The sequence below is a fragment of the Streptomyces sp. NBC_01016 genome, from assembly GCF_026341035.1.
GTDB lineage: Bacteria > Actinomycetota > Actinomycetes > Streptomycetales > Streptomycetaceae > Streptomyces.
Window position 1 is genome coordinate 5021327 of the sequence record NZ_JAPEOQ010000001.1, and the last position, 17573, is coordinate 5038899.

General features: G+C 71.5%; 15 protein-coding genes. 7 read left to right on the forward strand and 8 right to left on the reverse strand.

The window, feature by feature from the left end; translation table 11 throughout:
* Position 1: 1 nt before the first annotated feature.
* Together OG746_RS22535 and OG746_RS22540 are read right to left on the reverse strand one after the other, a co-directional pair.
* On the reverse strand, positions 2-418 hold the full coding sequence (locus tag OG746_RS22535; RefSeq protein WP_266717253.1) for a DUF1330 domain-containing protein: 417 nt from the start codon (positions 416-418) through the stop codon (positions 2-4).
* A 9-nt stretch (positions 419-427) separates the two neighbouring features.
* On the reverse strand, positions 428-1621 hold the full coding sequence (locus tag OG746_RS22540) for an FAD-dependent monooxygenase (protein ID WP_266717255.1): 1194 nt from the start codon (positions 1619-1621) through the stop codon (positions 428-430).
* Positions 1622-1769: 148 nt separating this feature from the next.
* On the opposite strand from OG746_RS22540, the gene OG746_RS22545 reads away from it, so the two are divergent.
* Positions 1770-2549, forward strand: a complete 780-nt coding sequence (locus OG746_RS22545) for an IclR family transcriptional regulator (protein ID WP_266717257.1) — start codon at positions 1770-1772, stop codon at positions 2547-2549.
* On the opposite strand, the gene OG746_RS22550 is transcribed toward OG746_RS22545, so the two are convergent.
* Genes OG746_RS22550 through OG746_RS22560 form a run of 3 tightly spaced genes read right to left on the reverse strand, consistent with a single transcriptional unit; the run spans position 2479 to position 5727 of the window.
* Positions 2479-3714, reverse strand: a complete 1236-nt coding sequence (locus OG746_RS22550) for an MFS transporter (RefSeq protein WP_266717259.1) — start codon at positions 3712-3714, stop codon at positions 2479-2481. The two genes, OG746_RS22545 and OG746_RS22550, sit on opposite strands and share 71 nt — an antisense overlap.
* 16 nt (positions 3715-3730) lie before the next feature.
* Positions 3731-4981, reverse strand: coding sequence for a DUF3500 domain-containing protein (locus OG746_RS22555; protein ID WP_266717261.1), 1251 nt, complete (start codon positions 4979-4981; stop codon positions 3731-3733).
* A gap of 23 nt (positions 4982-5004) precedes the next feature.
* Positions 5005-5727: a FadR/GntR family transcriptional regulator gene (locus OG746_RS22560; protein ID WP_266717263.1), complete on the reverse strand. Its 723-nt coding sequence runs from the start codon at positions 5725-5727 to the stop codon at positions 5005-5007.
* 71 nt (positions 5728-5798) lie between these two features.
* On the opposite strand from OG746_RS22560, the gene OG746_RS22565 reads away from it, so the two are divergent.
* Complete coding sequence (locus OG746_RS22565) at positions 5799-6668, forward strand: fumarylacetoacetate hydrolase family protein (RefSeq protein WP_266717265.1); 870 nt, start codon at positions 5799-5801, stop codon at positions 6666-6668.
* A gap of 10 nt (positions 6669-6678) precedes the next feature.
* Here the strand turns inward: OG746_RS22565 and OG746_RS22570 are convergent, their stop codons facing one another.
* The 3 genes from OG746_RS22570 to OG746_RS22580 form a co-directional block, all read right to left on the reverse strand.
* A complete protein-coding gene (locus tag OG746_RS22570; protein ID WP_266717267.1) occupies positions 6679-7938 on the reverse strand; it encodes a hypothetical protein in 1260 nt (419 codons plus the stop codon).
* A gap of 168 nt (positions 7939-8106) precedes the next feature.
* On the reverse strand, positions 8107-9432 hold the full coding sequence (locus OG746_RS22575) for an MFS transporter (protein ID WP_266717269.1): 1326 nt from the start codon (positions 9430-9432) through the stop codon (positions 8107-8109).
* Positions 9433-9523: 91 nt separating this feature from the next.
* Complete coding sequence (locus OG746_RS22580) at positions 9524-10111, reverse strand: hypothetical protein (RefSeq protein WP_266717271.1); 588 nt, start codon at positions 10109-10111, stop codon at positions 9524-9526.
* Positions 10112-10183: 72 nt separating this feature from the next.
* Here OG746_RS22580 and OG746_RS22585 point away from each other — a divergent pair, with 72 nt between their 5' ends.
* The 5 genes from OG746_RS22585 (at position 10184) to OG746_RS22605 (ending at position 17543) form a co-directional block, all read left to right on the forward strand.
* On the forward strand, positions 10184-11107 hold the full coding sequence (locus OG746_RS22585) for a LysR family transcriptional regulator (protein ID WP_266717272.1): 924 nt from the start codon (positions 10184-10186) through the stop codon (positions 11105-11107).
* A 139-nt stretch (positions 11108-11246) separates the two neighbouring features.
* Complete coding sequence (locus tag OG746_RS22590; RefSeq protein ID WP_266717273.1) at positions 11247-12392, forward strand: SagB/ThcOx family dehydrogenase; 1146 nt, start codon at positions 11247-11249, stop codon at positions 12390-12392.
* Between the two features lie 65 nt (positions 12393-12457).
* Positions 12458-13657 carry an aspartate aminotransferase family protein gene (locus OG746_RS22595; protein WP_266717275.1) on the forward strand — a complete coding sequence of 400 codons (1200 nt, stop codon included), beginning with the start codon at positions 12458-12460 and terminating at the stop codon, positions 13655-13657.
* Positions 13654-16821 carry a non-ribosomal peptide synthetase gene (locus tag OG746_RS22600; RefSeq protein ID WP_266717276.1) on the forward strand — a complete coding sequence of 1056 codons (3168 nt, stop codon included), beginning with the start codon at positions 13654-13656 and terminating at the stop codon, positions 16819-16821. Before OG746_RS22595 ends, OG746_RS22600 begins: the two co-directional genes overlap by 4 nt.
* Positions 16818-17543, forward strand: coding sequence for a thioesterase II family protein (locus OG746_RS22605; RefSeq protein WP_266717278.1), 726 nt, complete (start codon positions 16818-16820; stop codon positions 17541-17543). The genes OG746_RS22600 and OG746_RS22605 overlap by 4 nt, the downstream gene beginning before the upstream one ends.
* Positions 17544-17573 lie beyond the last annotated feature (30 nt).

Below are 17573 nucleotides of genomic sequence, written 5' to 3' on the forward strand. Positions count from 1 at the left end.
GTCACGCTCCACCCGACAACGGCTGCAAGACCGCCTCGCTCAACGCCCGCGTACGCAGCCCGGTGACCTCCTGGTACTCCGGGTCGGACACCATGCGACTGAAGGCCTCGCGGCTCGGGTAGCGCACGAGCAGCACCGCGTCCCAGGCCTGGCCGGTCTCGGCGACCAGCGGGGTTTCGCCCGAGCCGGAGTAGAGGACCTCTCCGCCGTAGCGCGGCAGGAACACCTCCTCCACGCGGCGGGCGTACTCCTGGTAGAGCGCCCGGCCGTCCGGTGCGAAGCGCAGCAGGTTGAGCATCACGACGGGGCCGCCGGGATCCTCGGCCAGCAGTCGCTTGAGATCGGCACCCTTCGGATCGATCGCCACAGTCAACTCCCCTTCGTGTTCATGGACGTCGTCGGCCAGAGAACCCTGCACGGTGGGGCGCTACACGGCAAGCGCCGACGCGTCGTACCCGTATATCCACCCACTCCCCACCAACGGATCCGCGTCCCCGAGCGCCGCATCCCGGGCCCGCTGCTCCGGGCCGTCCGGCAGGTGGTTGGCGTCGGCGCGGGCGTGGCTCGCCTGTTGGAGGCGGGTGGTGCGCGGGAGGCGTTCCGACTCGTAGCGGGCGAGGGCCCGGTCCGGGGTGTCGGGGTCGGTGGCGAGACAGCGGGCCAGGACCGCCGCGTCCTCCAGCGCCTGCGCGGCCCCCTGGCCGTAGAACGGGAACATCGCATGCGCGGCGTCGCCGAGCAGGGTCATGCGGCCCCGGGTCCACGAGGGCAGCGGCGGGCGGTCGTACAAGGCCCAACGGCCGGGCAGGGAACCGGACTTGATGAGGGTGGTCACCCGGTCGTCCCAGTCGGCGAACTCCGCGTGGAACTCCTCGACCGTGGCCGTCGCGCTCCACGACTCCTCCGTCTCGTCCGTCGCCGGGGCGAACGCGACCACGTTCACGCCCGCGCCGGCGGAGATCGGATAGTGCACGAAGTGATGGCCGGGGCCCAGCCACAGCGTCTGCGCGCGGCGGAGGGCGAAGGAGGGGGCCGCCGCGGCGGGGACCACCGTACGGAAGGCGCACAGGCCCGAGAAGCGGGGGCGCTCCGGTTCGGCGACCGTCTCGCGGACGAGGGAGTGCATGCCGTCCGCGCCGATCACCAGGTCGGCGTCGGTGCGGGTGCCGTCGGCGAAGGTCAGGCGTACGCCGTCGGCATGCGGTTCGACGGACGTGCAGCGCGCCCCGAGCCGCACCGCCTCGTCCGGCACCGCCGACCTGAGCGCGTCGAGCAGGTGGGCGCGGTGCGCGGTGTACGTGCGCTCCCCGTAGAGGCGCTCGCACACCCCGTCGAGGCGTTCCGCGGACAGCACCGTGCCGTCCTCCCAGCGGCGGAACTCCCAGCCCCAGTCCAGGGGTACGGCCCGGCGCAGCGCGGATTCCGCCACGCCCAGCGCGCGCAGCGGCCGCACCGCGTTGGGCGCGAGCACCAGGCCCGCGCCGACCTCGGTGAGCGCGGCCGCCTGCTCGTGGACGGTCACGTCCAGTCCGGCGCGGTGGAGGAAGGCCGCGGCCGCCATGCCGCCGATGCCACCGCCCACGATCGCGATCCGCGGTCCTGCCTGCTGCTTGTTGCGCACTGGCTTCCTCCTGGACTCCGCCGCGTACGTCGTTGTCTTCGCGGCACCCTGGGGATCCTCGCCCTCCCCGCCAACCGGCGTAACCGCTATGTTCATTGAGCGAACATCGGCGTCAACTACCCATGCGTAGAGGGAGAAGGAGGGGTGGATGTCTCGTACCGGGCAGCCCGGGCGCAGCGTGAGTGCGCGTCTGCTCGACGTCCTCTTCGCCTTCCGTGCCGGCCGTTCCCGGCTCACCTTGGCCGAGTTGACCCGTGCCACCGGTCTTCCGCACGCCTCGGTGCGCCGGCTCGCCCTCGAGCTCGTCGAGGCCGGCGCCCTCGACCGGGCGCGGGACGGCACGTTCACGGTGGGGATCCGCATGTGGGAGCTGGGCACGCTGGCGCCGCTGAGCCTTCCGCTGCGCACGGTCGCGCTGCCGTACATGGAGGACCTGCACGCCGCGCTGCGTCAGCACGTGCAGATCGCGGTCCTTGACGGTACGTCGGCGGTGCTCGTCGAGCGGCTCTCGGCCGAGCGCGCGGTCGACGTCGAGTTCCGGCCCGGCGGGCGGCTGCCCCTGCACAGCTCGGGCGTGGGCAAGGTGCTCCTCGCCCACGCGGCACCCGAACTCATCGACGTACTGGTACGGGACGGGCTCCCGGCGCCTACTCCGCGGACGCTCACCGAGCCCGAACGGCTGCGCGCCGAGCTCGCCGAGGTGCGCGAGAGCGGGGCGGCCACGGTGCACGGGGAGACCTCGCCCGGCGTGGACTCCGTGGCCACCCGCGTCCTCGACGCCGACGGTGCGGTGGTCGCCGCGCTCGGCGTCGTCGTACGGGCCGGCACGGCGGATCTGCGGGCGGTGCGGCCCGCGGTCATCGCCAGCGGGCTCGCGGTGTCGCGCGGGCTGGGGTGGCTGCCTCGGAGCGGCGTGAGGTGCCCTTGAACATCGCCGCCAACCCCGCCCCCAGCAGTGCCGGAACCACGAACGCGTAGAAGCCGGCCTTGGGCCAGGCGAACAGGACGGTGACCGCGCCCAGGTAGCTCGGTCCCACCACGGCGCCGATGCGGCCGACCCCGAGACTGAACCCGAGGCCGGTGCCGCGCAGGTGGGGCGGGTAGTAGTGGGCGACGGCGATGTTGACCAGGTTCTGCGTGCCCAGGGCGCCGAGCCCCGCGACCGCGGACGCGAGCAGCAGCACGGGGCGGGGCTGCGGAGTGCTCAACGTGATCATGGCGAGTGCGGCGAGGACGAAGCTCGCCACCGTGGCGGCCTTGAGGAGGCCGCGGTCGGCGAACAGAACGGCGGCCAACGTGCCCAGCACCGCGCCCGCGTTGAACGCGATGGAGAACTCGAGGGACGAGCTGAGGTCGTAGCCGTTCTTGACCATCAGGGTCGGCAGCCACGTGCCCGCACCGTAGACGAGGACGAGGCCGGTGAAGGTGGCCGCCCAGAAGAGGAGTGTCGCCCTGCGGTGCCGGGCGACGAGGATCTCGCCCAGGCGGTTGGCGGAGGCAGGCCGCTCCCCACCGGCCGCCGACGGCACCGACGCAGGGACGAGCCGCCACACCACCGGTATGAGCACGAGCGGGAAGACACCGAAGAGGAACAGGGAGTGGAAGTCCCACGCGGGCAGCAGCGCGCGGCCGAGGACACCCGTGATGATGCCTCCGAAGGCGAGGCCGGTCAGCGCGGTGCCGACTTGCAGGTTGCGGCGTGCGGGCGTCGCCGATTCACTCACGTACGCGGTGACCAGCGGGATGAGCGCCCCCAGGCCGATGCCGGTGGCGAAGCGGGTCGCGGCGAAGAGGCCGAGCGTCCCGGCGACCGCGCTCAGCAGCATCCAGACGGAGAGCCAGGCCAGACTGATGACCATCGGTCGCCGCCGCCCGTACAGGTCCCCGGCCCAGCCCGCCGCGACGGAACCGATGGGCATTCCGAGCGCGGTGAGGCTGCCCAGCAGGCCGAGCGTGGACTTGGTGACGTCCCAGCCGGGGTGGTTGAGGAGGGAGGGGCCGACCGCGCCGAGGATGAAGAGGTCGTATCCCTCGATGCAGAGCATGGCCAGACCGAGTGCTGTGGCCGCACGTGCGCCAGTGGTGCGTGTCATCGAGCGTCCTCCTCGGTCACCGGTGACGCCCCTGTTGCCACTGTCGCACCCAACTGCGTCCGTAGTCGTTGCCGTGCGGTGTGCGCAGCACGGTGTGGACGTGGAACGGCTTGGGGGAGTCGTAGTCGAGGAACACCCCGCAGTGGTGGTCGAGTTCGGCGATGACCACGGGGGACTGGACGCGGTAGTAGAAGACGTCGTCGGGGCCGTGGCCGCCGATCCAGGAGAACCATGTGTCGTCCAGGTGCGCGCGCACCTCCCGCATCCGCGCGGCGCGGGGGCCGGGCGGCAGAAGCTTGAGGAACTCCTCCACGGTCGCCATCACCAACTCGCGTGCGGCGGAGGGTATTTCACGCACACATACTCCCTCGAAAGGGATCACGCGGTTGTCCTGGAAGGCGCCCGCGAGATGTCGCTCGTCACCGGGGTGCACCCGGCCCTCCGGCATGCCCGGGTCGACCATCCGCTCGTACACGGTCGCCGCGGCGCGCAGTTCTGTGGTGAGTGCCGCCATGACCTGTCGGCCCAGCGAGATACGTTCGGTGAAGGCGGTCGTCGCGGCGTGCGGCCCGGCGTCGATCTCGTTGGGCTCCGCGCCGAGGAAGACCGGACCGACGGTCGAACGGCCCTCCACAACAAGGCAGTTGACGGCGCAGTGGTGGCCGAAGAGCTGCCATCCCCACGGGGCGTGTTCGTCGGGGGTGCCGTACAGGGCGATGTTGTAGCTGAACTCGCCCAGGATGTTCTCGAGGTCGACGGCCTCACCGAGGAAGCCGTTGATCCGCATCATCGTGCGGACCTCGTCGTACCCCTCCGCGCTGAGGGACTCCCGTACGAGGGTGAGGGCCGCGCGGCGCACCTCGGGCGGCTGGAACTCGAGCCGCAGGCCCGTGTCGAACTGCATGAACTCCGGGTTGGCCCATGTCTGCCACTCCACCGCGTCCACCGCGTGGCAGATCCGGTCCCGGCTCTCCGCGTCCAGTGTGTCGAGCAACTCCCTTGCCGCGGAGACCATGTCGCCGACCGGTGCCTCCTCGCCCGGCTTCGCCGGTTCGAGCAGATGGAGGCCTTCGCGCAGCGAGCCGTTCTCCGTGATGCCCCGGAAGTCGTTCTTGTAGAGCGGCGTCCAGCCGCGGATCAGCTCACCCGTGAAGGTGCCCTCGGCCCGCGCGACCTCCCGATAGGAGTACGGGTCAAGGCCCTTGAGCTCCTGGATGCGCGGGTGGTCCGGCGGAAAGAGGTACTCGCGGTACGCGGCGGATGACATGAGGCGTTCCTCCCGGACAGGCCCTAGCTGGTGGTGTTGTGGCGGGCCACGGCCGCGCGCACGGCGGACTCGTCGCCCGCGGCGATGGCCTCGACGAGGTCCTCGTGCGCCCCGCACCGCTCGGCCCGGTACCGTTGCGAGGCCTCCGTGTCGTCGTCGAGCCGGGAGGAGGCGGAGGCGTTGAGGTGGCCGAGCGTTCCGGTGTAGACGGCGGCGGCCATCCGGTTGGGGCAGATCGCGGCGATCCGTTCGTGCAGCGCCCAGTTGGCCCGCATGAACGCGTCCCAGTCCGGCGCCGCGCGCATCCCCTCCAGGAGCGTACGCAGCTCGGCGACGTCCTCGTCGGCGCGGCAGCGGGCGGCGCCGATGTCGACCAACACCTCCAGGTGGTCGCGGAGTTCGATGGCGTCGGCGACCGTCTCCGGCTCGTCCCGTACGTCGAGCAAGGTGTGGCGCAGGCGTACCACCGGGCCCCGGTCGGCGACGAAGAGGCCGCCGCCCCGGCCGGGACGGATCTGCAGCACCCCGCGGTCGCGCAGGATCCGCACCGCCTCGCTGACCGTCGAATACGCGTAACCCGTCTCCTCCCGAAGGGAGTCGAGGGTGCCCACGGGGTCGCCGGCGCGGAGGCCGAGCGCGCGGATGCGGGCATCGAGGTCGGCGGCGAGCTGCTCGGCCCGCGTACGACGGGGCGCGGCGCCCAGGCCGCCGATGAGCGCTTGTCGGGCCGCTGGTTCGTCAGGCATAGTCGCCATCGAAGCACAAACCTCCGAACCTTTAAAGGGATTGGAGGTTTCCTCCGATGTGGGAGCAGCGCATGCGCATAGTGGGTATCCGGCAGCCGGGCTCGGACAGGGGCACGGACGTGGCCCAACTCTCCGACGACGGGCGGGAGGTGACCGTGCTGGCTCCGGTGGAGGAGTTCTGGTCCGACCCGTCGGGACATCTCGCGGCGGGCGCCGACGGGCCGACGCTCGCGGCCTCGACCGTGACGTTCGTGCCCCCGGTGCGCCCCGACGCCCGCGTCATCTGCATCGGCCTCAACTACCTGAAGCACGTGGCGGAGGGCACCTTCCGCGACACTCAACTGCCTGAGTTCCCCACGCTGTTCGCCCGCTGGACGCAGTCGCTCACTGTCGACGGCGCCGACGTCCCCGTCCCGTCCGGCGAGGACGGCCTGGACTGGGAGGGCGAGGTCGTCGCGTGGGTCGGGGCGCCGCTCGTGGACGCCACCCCCGAGGAGGCGCTGGCCGCGGTCGTCGGCTACTCCACGTTCAACGACCTCACCGCGCGCCGCGCCCAGAAGCTCACCTCGCAGTGGATCCTCGGCAAGAACGGCGACCGCTCGGGCCCGCTCGGCCCGATGGTCCCGGCCGCCGAAGTCGGCGACCTGCGCGAGGGGTTGCGCGTGGTCACCCGGGTGAACGGGGAGATCGTCCAGGACGGCCGCACCGACGAGATGGTGTACGGCGTCGGCGACACGCTCGCCCACATCTCCCGTACGTTCACCCTCCGCCCCGGCGACCTGCTGGCCACCGGCACACCCTCCGGCGTCGGCTACGCGCGCACGCCCCCGTGGCTGCTGCACCCCGGCGACGTGGTGGAGGTGGAGGTGGAACGCCTCGGAACGCTGCGCAACACGGTGGTCGGCAACGCGTCGCGCCACGCCCCGACCGTCGCGCGCTGACCGGCCGCGCTCAGCCGGTCTTCTGCAGCGCGCGGAACTGCTCGAACCAGACGCTGCGGCCGAGGGTGCCGCCCTCGCCCGGCCGCACGGTCCGGTTGGCGTACAGGGGGTTGAGGATCCACGGCATCTTGTTGGCGTCCCAGCCCGAGGCCATCGACTCGATCTGCAGGCCCCCGTAGGTCGCCACCGCCAGTTTCCCGGTGTCGCGGAACGCCTTCATCTGCTCGGTGAGGTAGTTCCTGCTGGTGTCGAACCACTGGGTCATGGAGATGAAGTCGTTCCACTTCGGCTGCGGGAACGGCTGCTGGATGGCGTCCCCGATCACCTGCCAGACCTTCCGGCCCGGGTCCACGTTGTAGCGCTTGGCGAACGCCGGGGACACCGGGTCGTGCATGTGCTCCTTCCAGAACTGCACCAGGGAGAACTCCGTGGCGAGGAACTTCTGGTCCGAACGCAGGGTCGGCACCACGTAGTTGAAGTACTTGGCGGCGTTCTGCAGCGACGTGACGTGCGGGTGGATGTCGACGCCGGCGAGCTCGGGTGTCTTGTTGACGAACCGCAGCCACCGCTCGGTCGCGGGCGTGCGGCCCGCCGGGTCGTCGAGGTGGTTGAGCGCGCCCATGTAGAGGCTGGTCCCGGAGCCCGCGCCGCCGTGCTGCCCCCGGTATTCGATGACGTGGCGGGCCAGCGTCTCGTAGAACACGTTGAGCGTCTTGTTGCGCTCTTCCTGCAGCGTCTCCAGGAACGGCTCGTTGCCGATCGTGAGGATGTCGACCTTGCCGAGCACTGCGGCCAGCACCCGGTTCACGAGGGCCAGCAGATCCTTCAGTTCGGCGCTGCCCGGCGTGGGGAGCGGGCCCTTCGTGGGCCCCAGCGCATAGGGGAACTTGAGCGAGAGGATCGTCTTGCGGCCGTCACCGTGCGCGGTCAGGAGCGCCTTGATGGCGCGCTGCTGCGTGACGTCACCGTCGAGATCGCCCGGCGTCATCGGGACGAAGCCGCGCACCCAGGTGGCCGAGAGTGCCTTCAGTTGGGTGGCGCCGAGGCCCGCGGGGTCCTCGTTGAAGTTCACGCCGAGGGCGCCGTCGGGCGCGCCGCCCGGGACCTTGCCCTCGGCCGCGGCTGCCTTGCCCTCGACCGACGGTGACTGCGACGGCGAGGTCTTCGATCCCGATGATTTGGTGTCGGACGACGGCGAGCACGCGGCAGTGAGGAGGGCGGAGGCGGAGACGCCCAAGAGCAAGCGGCGGGAGGTGGTGTGCCGAGTCACTGCGGTCCATTCCGTGGGGGTTTGCTGTCCGGTACACCGACACCGTAGGCATGTCGATGCGCTCATTTGTTCCCCTGTGACAGCCCCGCGACATCATCCGGACAACGTCAAAACCCCGGTCACACAAGTTTCAACATATGTGACCGGGGTGATGAGCGACGGCGTGCCTCAGGCGCGGGCCTCCACCGCCGGGGCCTCCACCGCCGGGGCCGAACCCGGCAGCGGCCGCCCCGCGGACTCCGCCGCGAAGTAGGCGGCGACGGCGCCGATCGCGCCCGCCGCCATCAGGTAGTACCCGGGCACGTTGACGTCGCCGGTGGCCTCCACCAGAAGGGCGTTGACGACGGCGGTCGTGCCACCGAACAGCGAGACCGAGAGGTTGAACGCGATCGACAGACCGCCGTAGCGGATGTCCGTCGGGAACAGCGCCGGAAGCGTGGAGGGGATGGTGCTGTTGAAGCAGAGCAGCATCATCGACATCAGCACCAGGCCGAAGAAGACCGACATCAGGGTGTTCTGCTGGATCAGCAGCACGGAAGGAACGCCGAGCACGATCAGCATGCCGCAGCCGAAGTACAGCACCGGCTTGCGCCCGATGCGGTCCGAGAGCCGGCCGACGAAGGTGATGAGCAGCATGCCGACGGCGAGCACCGAGATCTCCAGGAGCTGCGCCCAGGTGGGGCTCACCGACGGGGCGAACTTGTCGATGTACTCCAGCATGTACGTCGTGAGCATGTAGTTGGTGACGTTGAAGACGAGCACCAGACCCATGCAGATCAGCATGGGCCGCCAGTGGTCGGTGAAGACCCGACGGATCTCCTTGAGGGTCTGATTGCCCTCACGGCCCTGCTGCTCGGCCACGACGGCCTTGAACGCGGGGGTGTCCTCCAGCTTGAGGCGGAGGTAGAGCCCGATGATGCCGATCGGCCCGGAGATCAGGAACGGAATGCGCCAGCCCCAGGACAGCAGGTCCTCGTGCGACATGACGCCCGGCAGCTGGATGACCAGGCCGGCGACGCCGCCGAGGAGATAGCCGGTCAGCGTGCCGAACTCCAGCCAGCTGCCGAGGAATCCGCGCTTCTTGTCGGGGGCGTACTCGGCGATGAACGTCATCGCGCCGCCGTACTCGCCGCCGGTCGAGAAGCCCTGCACGAGGCGGGCGAGCAGCATCAGCAGCGGGGCGGCGGGGCCCCATGTCTCGTAGCCGGGGATGAACGCGATCACGAACGTGCCGATGGCCATCATGATGACCGTGATCGACAGCACCTTGGTGCGGCCGATCCGGTCGCCGAGCGGGCCGAAGAACATGCCGCCGATCGGGCGGACCAGGAAGGCGACCGCGAACAGGCCGAGGGTTCCGATCGTGCCGACGGCCGGGCTCGCGCCGGTGAAGAACACCGCGGTGAGTACCGGGGTCAGATTGGCGAAGACGCCGAAGTCGAACCACTCGGTGATGTTTCCGATGGCTGCGGCGCCGACGGCCCTTCTGGTCACCTTGGGGTCGGTGACCAATGTTTCGCCGGCCGAGGCCGCCCTTGTATCGGGAAGCTCGGAAACGGTGTGCGCGGCTGGCACGTACTACTCCTCAGAATTGCGCGGTACTGCGGGTGGGATTCCCGCACAGGTGGTTCAGGTCGATCCAATGAATGCGCCGATCCGGGCGGCGCCCGGCGCGGCCGGTCCCGAGGGCGGCGCCAGTCGCCGGAAAGACGAGCAGCGCCACCACCGAGGCCACCAGGGCTGTCGCCGTCGCCGCCGAACACAGGAGCGTGAGCAGACCCGTGGCGACGACCGGCAGGCCGAAGCTCAGGTAAGAGACGGTGGGTGCGCGCACGCCGAGGGCGGCGCCCGCTCCGCCGCGGGCGAGACCGTGACCGAATCCGGCGAACACGGAGGCGGCCACGGTCGGCCAGACCGACATCCCGGCCGACCATTGCCCAGCCGTCAACGACACCACGGACAGGCTCGCCAACAGGGCGGTCAGGCCCGCGAATTGGACGGGGCGGCTGCCGCATTCCGCGGCGAGCGGCCGCGCGAGCGCCGAGCACACGAGAACGGACAACGGCATACAACAGACGACGGCCGGATCGCTCTGCTCCGAGGCGATCAGGACTGCGGGTACGACTGCGAGAAACAGGCCTGCCGTGGCCCGGGCGATAAAGCGGATCAACACCACCGCAGGGTGTCACCGCTAACCCATCGACACAATTACACGATCTTGCATGTGACCGTGCAAGATGGTCGAATGATCGATCCCAAGCTCAAGGTGCTGCAGATGGTCGAGGCGCACGGGGGCGTGACCGCGGCCGCCGAGGCCACGGGGCTCAAGCCGTCGACGGTCTCGTACCAGCTGAGGCAGCTGGCCGAGCAGGTCGGCGTGGTGCTCCTCGAGCCCGCGGGCCGAGGCATCAAGCTGACCGCCGCCGCCCGTACGCTGCTCCAGCACGCGGCCGTCCTGGAGGCGCAGTGGGAGCGGGCGCGCAGTGACCTCGCGGCGATGGCCGACGTTCAGACCGGCTCGTTCACGCTCTGCGGCTTCTCGACGGCCGCGACGCGTCTGCTGCCGTCCACCGCGGCGACCCTGCGCGATCGGCATCCGCAGCTGGGGGTCCGCCTGGTGGAGGCGGAGCCGGCGCGCTGCTTCGAGCTGTTGCTCACGGGCGAGGCCGACCTCGGCCTGGTCGTCGTGACGGCCGACTCGCCGCCGCTGACCGACGAGCGCTTCGAACAGCAGCCGCTCCTCGACGACCCGCTCGACCTGGTCGTCCCGGCCGACCATCCGCTGGCGGCGCGCGAGCGGGTGGTCCTGGCGGACGCGGCCCGCGAGACCTGGATCGTGGGCACACCGGGCACCACGTACCACGACCTTCTGGTCACCGCGTGCATGGCCGCCGGCTTCATGCCCGACATGGGCCACCAGTCCGACGAGTGGGACACCGGCACGGCGATGGTGGCGCACGGCCTGGGCGTGATCCTGGTGCCGCGCCTGGCCCGCATCAACACCGAATGGCCCGTGGCCCGCATCCCCCTCTCCGGCGAACCCGCCCCCGCCCGCCGCATCCTCGCCGCCACCCGCAAGGGCGGCGCCCGGCACCCGGTGGTGGCGCAGGCCCTGGACCTGATCAAGGCGTCGGCGTCGAACCTGGTGCCGAGCGCAGGGGCCGAATAGTTCGCCGCTCGGGGCACGGCCGCTGCCTCACCGCCGGCCCCCGAGTCGGATAAAGCCCACCGAAAGTGCGATCGTCACACTTATACCGAATGTGGCGTGTGCATGTTCCGTACCGTTTTTTGTGAGGCATACGGACTGCATGAGTGATCCGCTCCTTTATCAACGCGACCCGGACCTCCTGATGGAGTGGGCGTCCGACGAGGAGGATCCGGCGGGCCATCCCGTCCTCCTGATCGACGCGCGCAGCGGCCGCCGATGTCCCTGGCCGGACCCGTCCGGCGACCCCGAACTCACGCTGCGCGTCCTGTCCCGACTGGGCGCCCCCACCACCGCCGAGGAGCTGCACCGCCGGTGGCCCGATGCTCCACAACTCGCCCGATTACAAGAGGTGTTGGAGGCGGCGGAGCTGGCCGGTCTCGTCACCGTGTCTGCCGCGCGCGACAGCCCGCCCGATCATCCCGGCGGCTGCAGCCCGCACCAGAGCGCCGCACATCGGGAGGCCTCGATGGTGCCCCCGGACATCGACTCCCTGCCGGGCACGCCACCCCCGGCCCGCATACCGGCACCGGCCACGCCGGAAACCGTCACGCGGCTGCCCGACCCGCCGGCCCCGGCGCCGACCCACCCCTTCGAAACCGTGCTCGCCCAGCGGCGCAGTCTGCGCGAGTTCACGAGCGAGCCGGTGCCGCTCCACCTCCTCGGAACACTGCTGGGGCGCGCGGCGCGCGTGCGGGGCCACCTGTCGCCACTGGAGCACCAGCAGACCCAGCGGCCATCCCCTTCCGGGGGCGGTCGGCACAGCCTGGAGATCTACGTCCTGGCCAGGTCCGTCGACGGCCTCGAGCCCGGCGTCCACCACTACGACCCCTTCGGGCACACGCTGGAGCGCCGCGGCGGGTGGGACGCGCATCTCGAAGAGCTCGTCGACCGGCTGGTCACCGTGCCGGGACGGATGGACCAAGCCCCGCCCGTCAGCCTGTACTTCGCCTCCCACGTGACCCGTACGTCATGGAAGTACGGCGGCATGACGCTCAGCCTCGTCTACCGCGACACCGGATGTCTGATGCAGACGCTGTGCCTGACCGCGGCCGATCTCGGGCTCGGCGCCTGCCCCATCGGTGCACTCGAAGCGCCCGTCACGGCGCCGTTCCTGGCCGGGTCGGGCAGTGAGGTGATGCACGTCGGAGGCATGGCGCTGGGAGCGCCCGCCGGGCCGGCGCCCGCTGTCGTCCCGCATCCCGGCGCACACGACGAAGGAGGCCCGTCATCGGTGACCGCAGTCTGATCGAGAGGCACCGGGCGGTCCTGCCGCCCTGGTCCCCGCTGTCGTACCGGGAGCCGCTGGAGATCGTGTCGGGCAGCGGCCGGACCGTGCGCGGCAGTGACGGCCGTACGTACCTGGACTTCTATTCCGGCATCGCCGTCAACCTGCTCGGCTACGACGTACCGGAGGTGCGCGAGGCCGTCGAGCGGCAGCTGCGGACCGGCGTCGTGCACACCTCGACGTTCTATCTCATCGCCTCCCAGGTGGAGTTGGCCGAGCGCATCGCGCGACTGTCCGGGATCGACGACGCGGTGGTGTTCTTCACCTGCTCGGGCACCGAGGCCGTGGAGACGGCGCTGCTGCTGGCCACCGAGCACCGGAGAAGCGGCCGGGTCGTGGCGCTGCGGCACAGCTATCACGGCCGCTCGTTCGGCGCGCTCGCCGTGACCGGGGACCACCGCTGGCACGGCGCGGGACGCACCCCGCTGCGGGTCGAGCTCGTGCCGGACGTCCCGCCGCAGGACGGGCCCGGCGAGGTGGCGGACGAGCATCAAGTTGCCCATGGAGTAAGCGAGTTGACGCGGGTTCTGGACAGCGAGCCGGACCGTCCGGTGGCCGCGCTGATCGCCGAACCGGTGCAGGGCGTGGCCGGGGCGGTCCCGCTCGCCGACGGGCAACTCGCCGCCTACGCCCGCGCGGTGCGCTCCCACGGAGCCCTGCTGATCTGCGACGAGGTACAGACCGGCTGGGGGCGCACCGGACGGTGGTGGGGGCATCAGTGGGACGACGACGTCAGGCCGGACCTGCTGGTGTTCGCCAAGGGCCTGGCCGGCGGGCTGACGCTGGGCGGCGTCGTCGGACGGCGTGAGGTCATGAACTGCCTGCCGATGCCGTCGATCTCGACGTTCGGCGGCAATCAGCTGTCCACGACCGCCGCGCTCGCGACCCTCGACGTGATCGAGGACCGTGACCTCCCGGCCCGGGCGCACACGGCAGGGCATCTCCTGCGCGGCCTCCTGGAGACGGGGCTCGCGGGCGTCGGCGGCGTACGGCGGGTGCAGGGGCGGGGGCTGCTGCTCGCGGTCGCGTTCCAGGACCCGGCGACGGCCGCCGCCGTGCAGGAGGAGTGCCGGACCCGCGGGCTCCTGGTGGGTCTTGGCGGCAGCGCCGGGAACTGCGTGCGGGTCATGCCGCCGCTGACCGTGACGGACGACGAAGTGCGGCGCGGCGCCGAGACGCTCGTCGCCGCGGCCCAGGCCGCAGACCGACTGGAGAGGACTTCATGACGCAGGCCCCCCACACCTCCTACGCCTCCCACCTCGCCCCCTATCCGCTCACCGACGTCCAGCGGGCGTATCTGCTGGGCCGCCAGGACGGCACACCGCTCGGCGGGACCGGCTGCCACATGACCTTCGAGTTCGACCACGACCGGGCGCCGGACCAGACCCGGCTCCAGGACGCCTACCACCGGCTCCAGCAACGGCACGTGTCCCTGCGCACCGCGTTCAACGGCCTCGACCAAGGGGCCCCGCTGGCGTCGCCGACCGGCCGGCTCGTCGTCGACGACCTGCGCGGCGCCGACCCCGCCACCGTCGCGGGCGAACTGGACCGCATCCGCGAACGGATGGCGCACCGCCGCCTGGACGTCGCCGCCGGACGCATGATGGACCTCGGCCTCACCCTCCTGCCCGGCGGCGGATCCCGGCTGCACGCCGACATCGACCTGCTGGCGGCCGACCCGGTGGCCATCCGCGTACTCTTCGAGGACCTGGTCGCGCTGTACGACGGTGAACTCCCGCACGTGTCACCCGACTTCGCGGACCACCGGCGCCGTAGCTCCGACGACAACGGGGAGCGGGACGAGCGCCGGACCGGCGAGGGCGGCGACGGCACCTCCGCGCCGCGCACCGCGCCCCGGCTGCCGTACGCCACCGAACCCGAGGAACTGGCGGGCGTCCCCCGGTTCACCCGGCGCCAGGTGACCGTGCCGGGCGCGGTGTGGCGGCGTATCCAGGACCGGGCGCGGGCCTGCGGCATCTCCGCGCGGGCCGTCCCGTTCGCCGCGTTCTGCGCGACCCTGCACCGCTGGCAGGCGGACCCGGCGGCGGGATTCGTCCTCAACACCCCCACCTTCGACCGGCCCGGTGGTAACCCCCAACTGGAGCGGACCGTCGGCGACTTCAGCCGATTGACGGCCGCCCGGGTGCCCGGTGGAGCGCCGGCCGACCTCCGCGCACTCGCCCACGGCTCCGAGGGCGTGCTGCGCGCACAAGCGCCCACCGTGGACGACTTCCAGCAGGCGGCGCGCGGCCACGGGCAGCGCACGGGCATGCTCGGCGTCGTCTATACGGAACTCGAACACAGTTGGGTCTCCCGCCGGTTCACGCGCCGGTTCGGCTCGCTGACCTGGATGCTCTCGCACACTCCGCAGGTCTGGCTCGACTGTCTGGCCCACCCCGTCTCCGACGATCCGGCGGACGGCTACGTGCTGGCCTGGGACGCCGTGGAGGAGGTGTTCCTGCCCGGAACGCTCGACGCGATGACCGAGTACTGCGACGACGTGCTGCGGGCGTTCGCCGACCGTGACTGGAGCTCGCCGGTCCCGCAGCGGCTTCCGGCGCGCCAGCGCCAGACCCGCGCCCGGGTCAACGACACCACCGGGCCCGAGAGCGGGCTGCTGCTGCACGAGCGCTTCTTCGAACTGGCCGCCACCGACGCCACCTCTCCCGCCCTGCACCACGAGAACACGACCCTCACCCGGGGCGAGCTCGCCGAGCGTGCGCTGCGTCTCGCGGCCCGCCTGCGCGACCTCGGGGTGCGCGGCGGCGAACCCGTCGGGATCTGTCTGACCTCGGGAGAGGCCCAAGTCACCGCGGCCCTGGGCGTGTTGGCGGCCGGTGGTTGCTACGTCCCCATCGGCCCCGAACAGCCCGAGCAGCGCAGGGGCCAGGTGCTCGGGGTGTCCGGGGCGCGCGTGGTGATATGTGATCCCGAGCACGCCGCGACGCCCGGTGAGCGGCGGCCCGACGACGGGCCGCTGCGTCTGTCGTGGCAGGCCGCCCTCGATCCTGCCCAACCACTGCTGCCCGCACCGGTGTTGGGTGACCGCGAGGCGCCCGCGTACATCATCTTCACCTCCGGCTCCACCGGCACCCCCAAGGGTGTCGAGGTCAGCCACCGTTCCGCCGTGAACTCCCTGGAGGACCTCAACGGGCGTTGGCGCGTCGGCCCCGCGGACTGCTGTCTGTCCGTCTCCGCGCTCGACTTCGACCTGTCCGTCTACGAGATCTTCGGTCCGCTGATGGCGGGCGGCCGCGTCGTCATGCCCGGCCCCGAGGAACGACGCGACCCCGAGGCATGGCTCCGCCTCATCGAGACGCATGCCGTCACCGTCTGGGACTCCGTCCCCGTACTGCTCGACATGCTGATCACCGCGGGCGAGCTGCGCGGCGCGACCGACAGCCTGCGCCTGGTGTTCACCGGCGGCGACTGGATCGGCACCGACCTGCCGGGACGCCTGCGCCGCCTGCTGCCCTCCTGCCACTTCGTGGCCTGCGGCGGGGCGACGGAAGGCGCCGTCTACTCCAACTTCCACGAAGTCACCGAGACCGACCCCGACTGGCCGTCCGTGCCCTACGGCACCCCGCTGCGCAACCAGCACTACCGGGCCGTGGACGCCTACGGACGCGACTGCCCGGACTGGGTGCCCGGCGAACTGTGGATCGGCGGCACCGGCGTGGCCCTCGGCTACCGCGCCGACCCGGACCGCACCGCCGAACGCTTCGTCGAGCGCGACGGCATGCGCTGGTACCTGACGGGAGATCTCGGCCGCTACCGGCCCGACGGCGTCCTGGAGTTCCTCGGCCGCGCCGACCACCAGATCAAACTCAACGGGTACCGCATCGAACTCGGCGAGATCGAAGGGGTATTGGGCAGGCATCCGGCCGTCGGCAGGGCCGTCGCCGTCCTGGCCGGCACCGGAGCGGGCCGCCGCATCGTGGCCTACCTCGTGCCCCAGGGCGACGGCGTGGACCTCGACGACGTACGCGACCACGCCCGGCGCTGGCTACCCTCCTACACCCAGCCCGCCGACTACCTGCTGCTGCCCGAACTCCCCCTGAACGGCAACGGAAAGGTCGACCGCAAACAGCTCATCTCCTGGGCGGCGCCGCCACGCGAACCCACGCCACAGGAACCACCACGGCCCGGCACGGAGCAGGCCCTCGCACAGGAATGGGCAGGCGTGCTCGGCCCGGCCCCCGCCTCCCGCCACGACAACTTCTACGACCTCGGCGCCGACAGCCTGCTCACCATGCGCCTCGCACTCGCCGTCAACGACCGCTTCGGCACCGAGATCCCGCTGCGCGAACTCCAGGCCTCGGCCACCCTGGCCGACATGGCACGCGCCGTCGACACCGCGCACACCGCCACCGCGGCGGGCCGGTCATGACCGCCGCGGCCGGGCCCGCGGCCCGCTGGCTGCGCCCGCTGCGAACCTCTCCCACCGCCGACGTCCGCCTCGTCTGCTTCCCGCACGCCGGGGGAGCGGCGAGCGTCTACCGGCGCTGGCTGCCCCATCTGCCCGACGCGTGCGAGCTGTGGGCCGTGCAGTACCCGGGCCGTGAGGACCGCGTCGGCGAACCGTACCCGTCGGGCCTCGGTGAACTCTCGCGGCAGATCGCCTTCGCCCTGCAATGGGCGGCCGACAAGCCGTACGCGTTGTTCGGCCACAGCATGGGAGCCGTCGTCGCCTACGAGACCTGCCGCCACCTCGCACTGCTCGGCCTTCCGCAGCCGCGCCGCCTGATCGTCTCCGGGAGCCCGCCCCCTGCCGAGGCCGCGGCCGCCTGCCGCGCGGAGGCCGACACGCCTCCCCAGTGGCTGGACACCCCCGACCTGACCACGACCGAGACGGCCACACTGGCCACTCGGACCCTGACCGCCGACCTCGCGCTCCTCACGGACTACCGCCCCACGACAGGCCCGCCACTGAGCGTGCCGCTGACCTCGGTGCGCGGGACGGACGACCACGACCTCTCGCAGGACACCGACCGCGCCTGGCACACCGTCACCGACAACACGGCGGAGGCTCGCCTGTTGGACGGCGGCCACTTCGGCTGCTTCACCCACCCGCGGACGGCGGTGCGCGACATCGCGTACGCGGTGACCTGACATCGCGATCATCAGTTACGGTCGGGTCGA